The 13,459-nt window shown below is 40.9% G+C and carries 13 protein-coding genes; 2 read left to right on the top strand and 11 right to left on the bottom strand.

Annotated elements, in window-relative coordinates; all coding sequences use genetic code 11:
* Positions 1-17: 17 nt before the first annotated feature.
* The 9 genes from hemL to tnpB all read right to left on the bottom strand — a co-directional run bounded on the left by hemL (position 18) and on the right by tnpB (position 10,644).
* Positions 18-1,292: a glutamate-1-semialdehyde 2,1-aminomutase gene (gene hemL / locus MSWH1_RS14635; RefSeq protein ID WP_048129686.1), complete on the bottom strand. Its 1,275-nt coding sequence runs from the start codon at positions 1,290-1,292 to the stop codon at positions 18-20.
* A 415-nt stretch (positions 1,293-1,707) separates the two neighbouring features.
* A complete protein-coding gene (gene hemB, locus MSWH1_RS14630) occupies positions 1,708-2,682 on the bottom strand; it encodes a porphobilinogen synthase (protein ID WP_048129685.1) in 975 nt (324 codons plus the stop codon).
* A gap of 157 nt (positions 2,683-2,839) precedes the next feature.
* Positions 2,840-4,162 carry a glutamyl-tRNA reductase gene (gene hemA, locus MSWH1_RS14625; protein ID WP_048129684.1) on the bottom strand — a complete coding sequence of 441 codons (1,323 nt, stop codon included), beginning with the start codon at positions 4,160-4,162 and terminating at the stop codon, positions 2,840-2,842.
* A gap of 275 nt (positions 4,163-4,437) precedes the next feature.
* Positions 4,438-5,100: a bifunctional precorrin-2 dehydrogenase/sirohydrochlorin ferrochelatase gene (locus tag MSWH1_RS14620; RefSeq protein ID WP_048129683.1), complete on the bottom strand. Its 663-nt coding sequence runs from the start codon at positions 5,098-5,100 to the stop codon at positions 4,438-4,440.
* 42 nt (positions 5,101-5,142) lie between these two features.
* Positions 5,143-5,601: a siroheme decarboxylase subunit beta gene (gene ahbB, locus MSWH1_RS14615; protein ID WP_048129682.1), complete on the bottom strand. Its 459-nt coding sequence runs from the start codon at positions 5,599-5,601 to the stop codon at positions 5,143-5,145.
* 4 nt (positions 5,602-5,605) lie between these two features.
* Entirely contained in the window at positions 5,606-6,154 is a 549-nt protein-coding gene (gene ahbA / locus MSWH1_RS14610; RefSeq protein WP_048130641.1) for a siroheme decarboxylase subunit alpha, read from the bottom strand.
* 11 nt (positions 6,155-6,165) lie between these two features.
* Entirely contained in the window at positions 6,166-7,215 is a 1,050-nt protein-coding gene (gene ahbD, locus MSWH1_RS14605) for a heme b synthase (RefSeq protein ID WP_048129681.1), read from the bottom strand.
* A gap of 334 nt (positions 7,216-7,549) precedes the next feature.
* Entirely contained in the window at positions 7,550-9,193 is a 1,644-nt protein-coding gene (locus MSWH1_RS14600) for a right-handed parallel beta-helix repeat-containing protein (RefSeq protein ID WP_048129680.1), read from the bottom strand.
* A 338-nt stretch (positions 9,194-9,531) separates the two neighbouring features.
* A complete protein-coding gene (tnpB, locus tag MSWH1_RS14595; protein ID WP_048129679.1) occupies positions 9,532-10,644 on the bottom strand; it encodes an IS200/IS605 family element RNA-guided endonuclease TnpB in 1,113 nt (370 codons plus the stop codon).
* A gap of 28 nt (positions 10,645-10,672) precedes the next feature.
* Here tnpB and tnpA point away from each other — a divergent pair, with 28 nt between their 5' ends.
* Positions 10,673-11,086, top strand: a complete 414-nt coding sequence (tnpA, locus tag MSWH1_RS14590) for an IS200/IS605 family transposase (protein ID WP_156148203.1) — start codon at positions 10,673-10,675, stop codon at positions 11,084-11,086.
* 50 nt (positions 11,087-11,136) lie between these two features.
* Here the strand turns inward: tnpA and MSWH1_RS14585 are convergent, their stop codons facing one another.
* Positions 11,137-11,943: a C39 family peptidase gene (locus tag MSWH1_RS14585; protein WP_048129676.1), complete on the bottom strand. Its 807-nt coding sequence runs from the start codon at positions 11,941-11,943 to the stop codon at positions 11,137-11,139.
* 26 nt (positions 11,944-11,969) lie between these two features.
* Positions 11,970-12,200, bottom strand: coding sequence for a hypothetical protein (locus MSWH1_RS14580; RefSeq protein ID WP_048129674.1), 231 nt, complete (start codon positions 12,198-12,200; stop codon positions 11,970-11,972).
* Positions 12,201-12,634: 434 nt separating this feature from the next.
* Between MSWH1_RS14580 and MSWH1_RS14575 the strand changes: the two genes are divergently transcribed.
* On the top strand, positions 12,635-13,450 hold the full coding sequence (locus tag MSWH1_RS14575; protein WP_048129672.1) for a winged helix-turn-helix domain-containing protein: 816 nt from the start codon (positions 12,635-12,637) through the stop codon (positions 13,448-13,450).
* Positions 13,451-13,459 lie beyond the last annotated feature (9 nt).

Here is a 13,459-nt window from a genome sequence, read left to right as displayed (position 1 = left end):
TTTAAAAGATAAAATCTTCAGAGATTTTCCATATAAGCTTCGAGGGTCTTTTCAAGGTCTTCTTTGCTGTGAGCTGCAGATATGAAGTTGGTCTCAAACTGGGATGGGGGCAGGAAAACCCCGCTTGCAAGCATCCTGTGGAAGAAAGCAAAGTAACCATCCTTGTCACATTTAAGGACTTCCTGGTAGTTATGAGGCTCTGCCCCGAAGAAGATCTTGAACATGGAAGCAATTCCGCAAACATTATAGTCAAGCCCTTCGTCCTCAACGATTTCCGAGAGCACAGTGCGCATGTAATCTCCAGTTGCATTCAGCTTTGCGTGAATATTTTCCTCTTTCAGGTAATCAAGCACAGCAATGCCCGCAGCCACCGAGCAGGGGCTTCCGCTGAAGGTCCCTGCCTGATAGACAGGCCCGGAAGGTGAGATCATTTCCATGATTTCCCGGCGGCCGCCAAAGACCCCTATTGGCAGGCCTCCACCTACGATCTTTCCGAGGGTAGTCATGTCGGGCACGACCCCGAAGTATTCCTGCGCCCCACCCATTGCGAGCCTGAATCCGGTAATTACCTCATCGAATATGAGCAGAACATCATTTTCCAGTGTGAGTTTTCTGAGTTCTTCCAGGTACCCGGGTAACGGGAGAACAGGGCCTATATTTCCCATTACAGGCTCTATAATTACTGCTGCAAGATCGTCCCGATTCTTTTCCACAAGTGCGGTCATTGTTTCAATATCGTTATAAGGAGCCTGCAGGGTATGTTTGGTGAAATCTGCAGGAATGCCGAGGGAATCAGGCTCTCCAAGAGTAGTGGCCCCTGAACCTGCCTTTACGAGCACCGCATCATGGGCGCCGTGAAACCCGCCTTCAATCTTTATAAATTTATTTTTACGTGTAAAGCCACGCGCAAGGCGGAGGGCACTCATGGTGGATTCCGTGCCTGTAGAAACAAAACGGAGCATATCAATGCTGGGATAATAGTTTGCAACCTTTTCTGCGAGGGTTACTTCAAGCTCGGTGGGAGTCCCGTAGAGCCAGCCTTTATCGAGCTGAGTTTTTATTGCCTCCTTTATTACCGGATGGGCGTGCCCGAGGATAGCAGGACCGTAGGCAAGGCAGTAGTCAATATATTCGTTTCCGTCAAGGTCCCTTATCTTCGAACCGTTCGCAGAAGCGGTATAGAAAGGATAGGGTTTGATTGCGCGCACCGGACTGCTAACCCCGCCAGGGATGAGGGTCTTTGCTTTCTCATATATCTGTCTGGACTTATCAAGTGTTACCTCAAACGTCATGTAAATCTCACCGGATGAATTTAAGTATTTGATAAAGGGTTGTAAATAGATTTAAGGGAGTAAATCAAAGGGAGTAAATTAAAGCGACTTTCGAGCTAAAAAGACCTTAAATAAAGGCCAATTTCCGGACTGAAATGAACTCCTGGCTTAAAGTTAATTTTTAAATGAGGCAGGCTTTCTTTTTCGAGTGGGCTTCCAGGACTGAGCTTCCGGATTAAGCTAATGCTCTATTCTGTGCTATGTATTTATCTTTATAACAGAGCCTTCACCTATTAAGCAGTTATTGATGGAAACAACCATTGATGATAGCATACAGACAAAAGACAGGTTTAAAAACAAAAGGTAAGAAAGGGAGACGGGAACGAAAGCCCGGACTGAAGCTCCTTAAAGACAGGAATGCCTGAAAAAGGAGCTGTTACTTCAGCATTCGGGCAGCATCCTTTGCAAAGTAAGTGATTATGAAATCCGCTCCCGCCCTCTTGATCGAAATAAGAGACTCGTAAATGGCTTTTTTCTCATCAATCCACCCGTTGGCTGCGGCTGCTTTGATCATGGAATACTCTCCACTTACGTTGTATGCAGCTGTTGGCATACCGAACTCGCTCTTGACTTGGTATATGATGTCCAGGTAGGGAAGCGCAGGCTTTACCATAAGGATGTCCGCTCCTTCTGCAATATCAAGGGTTACTTCCCGGAGAGCCTCGTCACTGTTTGCAGGGTCCATCTGGTAGGTCGAGCGGTCCCCGAAGGAATACCCGGATTCGGCAGCTTCTCTGAAAGGTCCGTAGAAACAGGAATGGTATTTTGCAGCATAGGACATAATGGGAATGTTCTCAAACCTGCTTAAGTCAAGAGCTGCACGGATTGCATCTACCATCCCGTCCATCATTCCCGATGGAGCTACCATATCGGCTCCGGCTCTTGCATGGCTAACAGCAATCTTTCCCAGGACTTCAAGGGTAGGGTCGTTAAGGACTTCTTGAGTTTCAAAATCAACTATTCCGCAGTGCCCGTGGCTTGTGAATTCGCACATACAGATATCAGTGATCACAACAAGTTTGTCTCCAAGCTCTGCTTTGATCCTCCTCACAGCTTCCTGGACAACATCCGTTTCCCCGCAGGAAGAGCTTCCTTCTGCGTCCTTGAATGCAGGCACTCCGAAAAGGATCACTGCAGGAATCCCGAGCTCTGCAATCTCTTTTGCCTCTTTTACGACCCCGGAGAGCGGGAAATTATATATTCCGGGCATGGAAGAAATCTCAACGGGGGAATCAATATTTTCGTTTACAAAAATAGGCTGGACAAGGTCGTCTACTGACAACGTGGTTTCACGTATAAGATCCCTGATTTTTCCCTTTCTTAACCTTCTTAACCTGACTTCTGGAAACATGTGATCACTCCTGAAATATTAATTGTTTTACATGTTAGTTGCTTTCTGAAATATGAACTTCTTTACCTGTAAATTGCTTCAATTTGAAAATTATTTCTGCCTGTGAATTGCTTCTGCCTTCCTGTACATTGTTTCTGTTTTTCTGTACATTTCTGCCTTAATCTTTTACAGCATATTGCTCTTTAACCCGTACCTGTTCTTTTGCGCAGACGGGTTTCACGTTTTCAAGCTTCGCCCTGTCTTTATCGAGGCAGAAGACTCTTGATACCACATCCAGAAACTCTTCGTTTCCAAGTTCGGCAGCCTGGCGGAGGACTTTGGTAGGCTCGGCAAGGATCTTGTTAACGATTGAATGGGTAAGATCGTCAAGCACCTCGGTTTCTATCTCCCCGATAGTATGATAGGCACTGAGCCGGTTGACTGCTTTTTCCCGTTCCCTTATGCGGACATCATAGACCTGCCGGTAAAGTTCGGAAATCAAACGGTCGGCTTTCTGGCGCTTGTATTGGAGATTTAAAAGCCTGATCTCTTCTTGAATAATCTCTTCAGCCTTTTTTGCTTCTTCTTTTCGCATCTTCAGGGTCTTTTCACTGATGACCCTCAGATTATCGATATTACAGAGTTCCACATTTTCGAGCTCCACGACGGATTCCTCAATATCCCTGGGGTTTGCGATATCGATAAGAAGGAGTTTTCTGTCCCTGCCTTTCACGGCTTCTTCAACGATCTCCCGTGTAAGGATATAATGGGGAGCTCCAGTGCCGCTGATCACGACATCCGCGCCCGGCAGATAGTCTCTTATATCATTAAGCTTTACCGCGTGCCCTCCGAGCTCGTAGGCGATTTCTTCAGCTTTTTTAAAGGTACGGTTTGCAATGTAAATAGCCTGAATATCCTTTTCGGCAAGAGCCTTTGCAACCAGAACCCCTATTTCCCCGGCTCCGATTACAAGCACGGATTTTCCTGTGAGCCCTCCGAAGATATCTTCAGCAAGGTCTACAGCTGCCGAACCTATGGAAACCGAACCTTTATTGATCCGGGTTTCGTTCCGGATCCTCTTACCCACCTGGATAGCTTTTTCAAAAGCCGTATCAAGGATCTTCCCAGTTGTTCCCGTTTTCTTGGAATAGGCATAGAGATCCTTTATCTGCCCCAGGATCTGGTCTTCTCCTACAATCATGGACTCGAGCCCCCCTGAAAGCCTGAGCAGGTGTTCCAGAGACTCATCGTGCCCGTAAAAGTCGATAATATGGGTGGAAGCTCCCATTTCTTTTGCAAAAGAGAAAAGTATGCTGCTGCTTTTGGGAGAAACAACGTAGATTTCAACACGGTTACAGGTTTTTAAGACAACGCATTCGTATACATACTCATGGTGGTACAGGTTATGGAGCAGCCCGTCCAGATCTCCGTGCCAGGCGGACTCCATTTCTTCAACCTTCGCTTTTTTATGGGATATAACCATACTTGAGATTTCTGTCACAGAGAGCCTCCGGATAGAATGAATACAGGAAATAAAATGATTAATATAAGGAGTTGTAAATTAAACTTTGTCCAGAAATCCTCAGCCATTTTTCACCAAAGGGTTTCTATTTAAAGGGTTATTAGAAGGTAATTAAAAGGATAATAATTAAAAGCTTTTTCATTCACAGGACGTTTTCTTTCTCAAAGTAGTCCTTTTTCTTTCAATGTTTCCTGCGCTTTTCCAGTCTGATTTTGCTTGTCTGAATCTCTGCGATTACTCGAGAGTATTGGAGATTACTCGAGATTGTCGGAGATTATTGAGTACGCAATTTCTGTTGCCTTTTCATATGATTCGGAAAAGCCGTCCCATACATTTTCACTTTCAAGGACTCTCCAGAGAAGAGCTTTCCTTTTCTTCTGTTCTTTTACATGCAGTTTTAGGTAGCTTCTGAGCTCGTCCTGAAGCCGGATCATTTCAGAATATGCAGGGGTTATTACATTTTCTATCTGTTTACGGGTATATTTTGAAACCGCGGGACTGTGCCCGAGAGTGGAAATGCCTATTACAAGGTCTTCTCTTTTGATGACCGAGGGGATTACAACATTACCTAAAGCATCCACCTGATTAATCAAAATATCGCTTTCTTCGGCAATATCAGTTATTTTCCGGTTAAGTTCGGAACTGCTGGTTGCCGGAATAACAAGAAAAGCCCCTGAGATAATTTCTCTGAGTTCGGAATCCTTGGCTTCCGTAAGGTCAAGTTTTGACAGCCTGACCTGTCCTGAAGTCTCAAGTTCATACAGCCTTTCGGAAAAGTCGAGGCTGACAACAATGGTGTCTGCGCAGTCGCAGAAAAGTTCAGCTTTGCGCTCCCCGACAGACCCGCCTCCGAAAATCACTATTTTCCTGCCTGAAAGGTCAAGCATGAGGGGGAGAAAATTATTTGTTTTCGCCATTTTCAGGGACCTCGAAATATAAGATGAATTAATAGTTCGCCCTTAAAGCCTGACTCCGGTTTTTTTGAACTCTTTTTCACTGAAGAAAAGGGTGTAGTCCTTAATCCCTGTGGCTTCTGAAATCTTCTCAGCCACTTTTTTGCAGTCTTCGGGGTTATAGGAATGGACCATTGTAAACAGGTTATACTGCCAGTCTGGATAGCGGGGGCGTTCATAACAGTGCGTAACTTCGGGAAATTCAGCCATGATATTCCCTACCTTTTCGATCTGCTCATCAGGAACATTCCAGACGCACATTGCATTGGCTTTTATGCCTATAGCTCTGTGCCCGATTGAAGCCGCAAAGCGACGGATCTTTCCAGCTTTCTGGAGGTTTTTAAGCCTGTCAACAACCTCCTGTTCACTGATTCCAAGTTCAGAAGCAAACCCTTTGAAAGGAGAATGAGTGATTGGAATTCCGTCCTGCACGAGTTTTAGCAGTTTTACATCCGTTTTATCCATAATTTCACCTGATATCAAACTTTACCTGAATCTTAAACAGGTGCTTTGTAGGGAGATCAAGAAGAGGACAGCCTGTTTTCTCCCGAATTTCGCTGAGAATCCTCTCAAGCCTGTCTTTATTTGAAGCAGAAAGTGTAAACCAGAGATTATATTGTGCAGCACTTCTGAGATAATTATGGGAAACTTCTGGATACTCGTTAATTAAAATAGCAATTTCCTCTACGCGGGAATCAGGCACTTTCAGGGCTACAAGAGTGCTTACACCCCCCATATTTCTCATACTGAGGACAGGGCCTACCCTTCTTACTGCCCCTTTCCTGTTGAGTTCACGCAGCCTTTCAATTACCTCAATTTCCGGAATCCCGAGAATCTCCCCTAACCTGGCAAAAGGTTCGACTTCGAGAGGGACTTCCTGCTGGATAAGGTTGAGGATTCTTTTGTCGGTTTCATCAAGTCTTATTACCGGAACTTCCCCGTCATAAGGATCCATGTCACAGGAAAAATCGACGGCCTCTTTCCGGAGCTGATCTTTTAAATTATCAATGCCAATCATCTCGATCACGATCACTTTTTTCCGGGCCTGTAGATACAGTAAGGCTCTTCTTCGAGATAGTCGCCTGTGGCAGCATAGGCTCTTGCCCTGCAGCCTCCGCAGACTTTTTTATATTCACATATCCCGCACTTTCCTTTAAGTTCTTCGGGATCTCTCAGTTTCCTGAAAACCTCGGAGTTTTCCCAGACGTCTTTGAAAGTCTGTTTCCTTATATTTCCGGCAAGTATAGGAAGGTAACCACAAGGATAGACTTCTCCAATGCTTGACACAAAGCAGAAGCCCGTCCCTCCGAGGCAGCCCTTTGTCATGGCTTCGTAGCCGTGGGTCTTGACGGAGATCTCGATGCCTTCTTTTTTTGCCCGCTGGCGCATTATCCTGAAATAGTGGGGAGCACAGGTTGCTTTCAACTGGATTTTCGATTCTTTTTGCATGTCATAGAACCAGTTCAGGACACGTTCATAGTCTGCTGGAGAAACTTCATCAGACTCTTCTCCCCTGCCTGTTGGCACAAGGAAAAAGACGTGGTACGCAACTGCTCCCAGCTCTTTTGCAAGCTCAAAGGTCTTCGGGACCTCCTCAAGGTTGCGTTTTGAAATCGTTGTGTTGATCTGGAAAGGAAAATCTGCTTTCCTGAGAACTTCGATGCCCGCAAGAGTCCTATCAAAAGCTCCTGGCACACCCCGAAACTCATCATGGGTCTTTGCAATCGCTCCGTCAAGGCTAATGCTTAGCCTCTGAACTCCTGCAGCTTTTAGTTTTTCCACGATTTCAGTGGTCAAGAGGGTGCCGTTTGTTGCGAGCACTACTCTGAGCCCTGCATCCGTCCCGTAACGTGCGATTTCGAAGACATCCGCTCTGGTAAGAGGTTCGCCTCCGCTCACGATGAGGATTGGCTTTCCAAGCTCTACAACCTCATCAATGAAATGTTTAGCTTCTTCGGTTGTAAGCTCACCTTCAGGAACCGAGGAAGTGGAAGATCCCCTGCAGTGCACGCAGTTAAGATTGCAGCCCGCAGTAAGTTCCCATGCGATAAGTCTTGGTGGATTTGTCATGGCAATCATGAATTAATGGTTTCTTTTTTAATTGAATTCAGAGATTTTAATGGAAGTCAGAGAGAAATAAGATTTACAAATTAACGATAACCGAAAGTGGCGTCATATTTTAAAGATAGAATATAGGTCAGAACCCATTTTACTTAAAGTTAGTATAATTGAAACTTGTGAGGTCATATTAATAAAGTAATATTAATATTCTGCCATTTCAAACAAGAACCTGTGAAAAGAGAGCAGAAAGTCAGGTATTTATCTGACTGGAAAGCTGAAGATTTGTGAGTTAAATAGTTAAACAGTTAAATGTCTGCCCGAACAGGGAGAAAAAAATAAAATGAGAAGTTGTTCAGGTTGATATCAGCTGCTGCCACCCTCCAAGTAGTTCCCACCTTGTTTCTTCTCCATATGGGTTCGGATAATCAAATTCTCGTTTGAACACAATTATCGTCTGAACGTCGTATTCCATGTCGTTTTCTAAATCGAGAGTAGTTTCGTACTTGAATGGTTTTCGGTATGTTAAAGTAATATCTTCTTCAGAAAGCAGCGTATAAGGTATTTCTTCGCCTTCGTCTGGATTATATTCCCTTGAGAATATCTGGATCCTTGTAGGGATAACATCAGTTTGTGAATCTTCGGCAAAACTGTAATCGTATGCTTGTTTATTCCTGTAATTAATATCCATTGATAGAGTAACCTGTGTGCGCGTTTCATTAATTTTGGAGGAATTATACCAACTAAAATTAGTAATCTCTACATTTTTCCCGGGAAGACCCGATTCAAACGGGAAGTACCAGGCAATAATTGCAATCAAAAATATTACTATTAAAATGCCTAAGCTTTTAAGGGCTTTTTTCGACAAAGGTTTTCTAATTAAGTAAAATGCAAGACCGATTCCTGTTAGAAGAATAAGGATAGTATAAATTGGCATGGAGGAAGAGGTTAGATTATCATCTCCTTTTTTATTATCTAAAAAAATATTCTCCTTGATAGTGTTATTTTTGTTTAAATTAGAGTAGAAGTAGAATATGCCGTACTCTTTATTAAAATTAAAAGTGTTGTTCGCAACAAGGTTATTGCTGGAATCTCCGATTGAAATGCCATTGGAATTGTTAGATAAAATGTTTCTAATTAAAGTATTTTTCTCAGAAGCCAGGAGATAGATGCCTGAGTTTCCATTCTCTATGAAAATGTCATCTTTTAAGTTATTTGACTCGGATATCCATAAAAGAAAGCCGGATTGTTTGTTGTTACTGGCAACGTTATCTGCTATTACATTTTCATGAGAGACAGTTAGACAAAGCCCATATTTGTTCATGAAAAATTGGTTATTAGTTAAATTATTGGCATTTGATTTCCTGAGAGCAATTCCATAGTTTTCATTATTACTGGCATTGTTATTAACTAAAGTATTTTGATTTGATAGGTTCAAGTAAAGACCACGTTTATTTTCAGTGATGAGATTGTTCTTCAAATCGTTGCCCGCCGAATTAATTAGATAGATTCCATGCAAAGTGTTTGAAAATAGAGTATTATTTTCAATACTGCAGCCGGAAGAGGCATTTAGAACAATGCCATCCTGAAAATTTGAAATAATATTGTTTTGAATAAGTGAGTTATTGACGTTGTCTAAATAGATTCCTGAGATTTGACTTTCGTTGCTGTCTTCAAGAATTATCAAGCCGGTTATTTCAACATTGTTTGATTTAACGTGAATTACTGGTATAGAAGAAATGTCAGAGTTGAGAATCACGTCTTCTGGATTGTGAGAAATAGAACTGATTTTTAGTTGTTTATCGATAGTGAGAGTTTCCGAATAGTTCCCTTTATAAATCAGTATTGAGTCATTTTCCTGTGCAAAGTTTATTGCTTCCTGTATAGAAGAGAAATTACTGCTATTTTCATTATTAATATCTACAGTAATTGTAGTAGCAGATGCGCAGTTGATTGTGAAAATAATCAGCAGTATAGTAGAGATATTTTTGAATTCCATATGATCGCCTGCTTACTTATATCAAAAAAGAGAAATGAACTAATGATAGTTCACTTTAAATTTTTCATTTCATTCTCTTATCCCAAGAAGGAATATCCATTTGAATACAGATCACTTGACCCTATGAACTCATAAACATTTTCTTCATAGTTGAAGTTAGGACTATCTGTATCGTACCAATAAAGTGTATTTGTACCAGTCCAGGTGTTTGGATCGTTTAATAGGAAGTATGGGTCTATCGTGAACTACCACTCAGCTAAAGACTGAGTGGCTTCTTGGTTCATTCCTCCCTCTTTTGAGGGCAAGTCCCCAAGCTCATCCCCGTAGTTCCTACGGTGTCATAATCCAATTAGATTTTGATCTATTAGTGCAAATTTTTTGATGTTAATTGCGGCATTTATGTCTCTATCATGTTTGGTTTTACAGTCTGGACAAGTCCATTCTCTATCTTTTAACTGTAGTTCTTTATTGTGGTATCCACACACACTACAGAGCTTAGAAGAGGGTTCAAATTGTCCTATTCTCAAAACCGTCTTCCCCAACCATTCAGCTTTATACTCTAATTTTGTTACAAAGCTACTCCATGCGGAATCGCTTATAGCCTGTGCTAAATGATGATTCTTAACCATGCCTTTAACATTCAGAGTTTCCAGAGCTACAGCTTGGTTTTCGCTAACAAGTTTAAAAGAGAGTTTGTTCTGGAAGTCATTTCTCTGATTAGCTATTTTGTCATGGAGTACAGCAAGCCTCTTTTTGACTTTTGCCCTATTTTTAGAGCCTTTCTGTTTCCTTGATACTCTTTTCTGAAGTACTTTGAGTCTTTGAAGTGAGTTTTTCAGGTATTTAGGATTTTCAACCTTTTCACCTGTAGAAATGACTGCAAAATCCTTGATACCTACATCTATACCTACTGTTGTTGATTCTGTGAAAGCTTCCTTTACTGGAAATTCTTTTCCATCTTCAACAAGGATACTGATATAGTAATGACCTTTACAAGTCCTTGATACCGTAGCTGTTTTAAGTTCCCCTTCAAACCTTCTATGAAGAACCGCTTTAATGGGTTCTATTTTAGGAAGTTTGATAGTATTATTTTCAAAGTCTACAGTGTAATGTTGAGGTACAGGAAAAGATTGTATAGGATTCTTTTTTGATTTGAACTTTGGAAATCCTGTTTTTTCTCTAAAAAATCGAGTGAAAGCAGACTCAACCTGCTTAGTCATCCCCTGTAATGATTGAGAGTTAACTTCTCCTAACCACTCATTAGAAGCCTTTAGAGTAGGAATTAATTTGTTTAAGTCAAATCTGGATATTGATTTTCCTGTCTGCTCATAAGTTTTAATTTTCTGGTCAAGTGCCCAATTATAGACAAATCTACAGCTACCTATATGCTGATTCAACTGGACAGCTTGTGTAGTTGTAGGATAGAGTCTAAATTTGAACGCTTTCATCATACAAAGGTATGATATGCTTTAACAACATATATACTTTTTGGTAAATAGGAAGTATGAAACACGGAATCATAGCAAATTTTTGTTAATGTACCATGTTATTTTTGTTTGCAAATACCGAAAAGTCATACTTGAACCAATTAGCGAAGAACTCAAACAGATTATTATTGATATTTCAAAAGAGTCTAACTTTGAAATCCTTGAAATGGAAACTGACAAAGACCATATTCATTTCTTGATTAAGAGTGAGCCGAAAGTTAGCGTTTTGTCAATTGTCAGAAAATTGAAACAAGAATCTACTAACAGGTTATGGAAAACTCAAAAAGAATATCTGAAAAAATATTATTGGGGTGAAAATACGTTATGGAGTGACGGATATTTTGCGTCTACTATCGGTAATGTTAGCAAAGATGCGGCAGAATATTACATACGAAATCAGGGTTGAAGTTGACGCTTATATCCCCTGAGCTAAAGACTCAGGGGTTTTACGCTTCTTTATATAAAGTCCTCATCGTATCCTCTGAGAACTACTGCATGGCATGCACCCCATCTGCTATTTTCTACAAGATAGAAGGGTCTTCCATTATCTATCATACTTTTAATTGTACCAGTTGTATAAAGAAATGATCCAGTTCTAACACCTTTTGTCAAATGTATTCCTTCAGAATCAAGATAAGCTTTTGCTGTAGTAGTGCTCATTGGAGCATAATTATTATACACCCAAATATCCCATATTTCTGGGTGGTTGCCTGACCAGTATTCTTCAAGCATTGCAGCAGAAGTCTCACCACAAGCTTGGCTTGCAGCATCGTAATCTTGTTGGTTCCAATATATTTCCCATTGACTTCTTTGAGGAACAGTAATGAATTCACTGCTTTTGGTTGTTACAGTTGGATTAACATTTTCATACATGCTGATAGATGATCCCAGGAGCCCCAGATCACATTCGACCCCATTATTCATAACTTTTCCAACAAGACCTCCTGCTCCATCTTTATAGAACTCACCATGTAAGTTGTATTTTCCACTTTTATCTTGAAGATCTACATATGTTGCGTACATTTCTTTTGCGCCTTCATAGCGAGTCATTGTCATGTTGCCTACTTCAGAGCAAATAGGTTTGGCTCCTTCTGGAACATCCCATCCTATGAACACTTGAGTCGCTTCACCGGATAATTGAACTTTATCATTTTCTCCGTCAAGTGTGATTATGCCTTCAAGAACAACTTTGTTGTTCGTATCTATGGTTCCTGAAAGATTTGCCGTCACTGATTTGGCATGAAAGTATCCCGATGCTTTCATTGGTTGTGCCTGTTATTCAAAGAATTTCATATGCGTTTTTTAGTAGTGTTTGCTGTGCTCAAGTCAGTGATCTTTTTGTCATCTAGAGGAATTATCAGAACCCCATCTTTTTGGTCCATTGTTAAGGTAACTTGTTTGACATCTGAGCTATCAGACAATGTTTCTGCTTGGGCACTTACCATTGGTACAAATGTCATGCCTACCAGCATCATTGCCGCAAGTAGTGCGCCAATTTCAAATTTTCTATTTGCAACCATTCTTTTACCTCGTGATTTTATTCCCGAGGCAGGATCAAGCAAGCTTTAAATATTCGCAAAGCTAACATAATCATGCCTCAGGGCATGTGAAGTTCAAATGTGCTCTGGAAAGTTTGTTTGAACTTCACATTCAAAAATCTCTCTTAATCTTCTCCTATACATTTATTATGGTGATGAATTTTTCATCAGCCTGATTAACATTAATTAAACCAATCCTCTTTTTCATCAAAAATAACGAAATTTCAGAGCTCTAACTGGCGTCAGAAATTCGATCTTACTTTTAGCAAATAATCTTGAGGTTATTTTCTTCACTAAACCATAAAATTAACAAAACGACAACAACATGCATATCCCAACAAAAGAAAAGAATATATTATGTCAAAACAATTTAATAAGAAAGTGAGGAAAAAAATCTGTAGATGCGGCGACAGGAAATGAACGATTTTGAAATTTATAAGAAGATGGATGATGACGTTCAGGCAATATACAGGTCAAGACTTTTAACAGAGATACTTCTATCATTAAACGGGGGCAGCAAAAAGCTTTCCCATCTGCGTGAGATTACCGAGAGTACATCCCAGGCAATCATTCCAAAGCTCAGGAAACTCGAAGCGGATCATCTGATAGAAACAAAAGAACATGAGTATTTCCTGACTTCAGCAGGAAAAATTGTGGCTTCAGGAATAGCTGACTCTTTTGTAACATTTTGGACAATTAATAAATTTAAACATTTCTGGTTGAGACATTATCTCGAAGGAATTCCAAATCCTCTGTTAAAAGAAATCGGATGTCTTTATGAGTCTGAAGTCCTCAAGGATCGAGGCACGAAGATCCTTAATGTCTACAACAACCAGTTAAAAATGATTAAAGAAGCAGATCATATATACGGTATATCGTCCGTAGTAACCGAAGGATATGCCGATTCTATTTCTGAAAGGGTGAAAGAAGGAGTCCCTGTCGAGCTTATAGTTCCTCTTCATGTTGCAGAAGAATTGAAGCGATCACCTTATGTAGAAAAAATAGAAGCACTGAAAAATTATGAAAACTTCAAATTAATGGTTATGGATGAAGATATAAAAGTTGGGCTCATTGTTACAGACAAACACCTTTCTCTGAGCCTGTACAAAAAAGAAGGTATTGAGTACGACATAAGCACAGGCTTGTTCATTTCTGACTCGAAGGCCATTGAATGGGGAGAGAGGCTTTTCTGGTATTGTAAAGGGAAGGCAGACTTCACAAAATTTCAGTGATGTAGAAAC

Origin of the sequence: Methanosarcina sp. WH1, assembly GCF_000970005.1 — an archaeon.
Taxonomy (GTDB): domain Archaea; phylum Halobacteriota; class Methanosarcinia; order Methanosarcinales; family Methanosarcinaceae; genus Methanosarcina.
Note: the sequence above shows the minus strand (reverse complement) of the source record. Positions and strands in the feature narration are given on the sequence as shown.

Coding starts and splice junctions, on each gene's coding strand:
- hemL (WP_048129686.1), bottom strand. CDS start 1,292: ATGACGTTTGAGGTAACACTTGATAAGTCCAGACAGATATATGAGAAA.
- hemB (WP_048129685.1), bottom strand. CDS start 2,682: ATGTTTCCAGAAGTCAGGTTAAGAAGGTTAAGAAAGGGAAAAATCAGG.
- MSWH1_RS14620 (WP_048129683.1), bottom strand. CDS start 5,100: ATGGCGAAAACAAATAATTTTCTCCCCCTCATGCTTGACCTTTCAGGC.
- ahbB (WP_048129682.1), bottom strand. CDS start 5,601: ATGGATAAAACGGATGTAAAACTGCTAAAACTCGTGCAGGACGGAATT.
- ahbA (WP_048130641.1), bottom strand. CDS start 6,154: ATGATTGGCATTGATAATTTAAAAGATCAGCTCCGGAAAGAGGCCGTC.
- ahbD (WP_048129681.1), bottom strand. CDS start 7,215: ATGATTGCCATGACAAATCCACCAAGACTTATCGCATGGGAACTTACT.
- MSWH1_RS14600 (WP_048129680.1), bottom strand. CDS start 9,193: ATGGAATTCAAAAATATCTCTACTATACTGCTGATTATTTTCACAATC.
- tnpB (WP_048129679.1), bottom strand. CDS start 10,644: ATGATGAAAGCGTTCAAATTTAGACTCTATCCTACAACTACACAAGCT.
- MSWH1_RS14585 (WP_048129676.1), bottom strand. CDS start 11,943: ATGAAAGCATCGGGATACTTTCATGCCAAATCAGTGACGGCAAATCTT.
- MSWH1_RS14580 (WP_048129674.1), bottom strand. CDS start 12,200: ATGGTTGCAAATAGAAAATTTGAAATTGGCGCACTACTTGCGGCAATG.
- MSWH1_RS14575 (WP_048129672.1), top strand. CDS start 12,635: ATGAACGATTTTGAAATTTATAAGAAGATGGATGATGACGTTCAGGCA.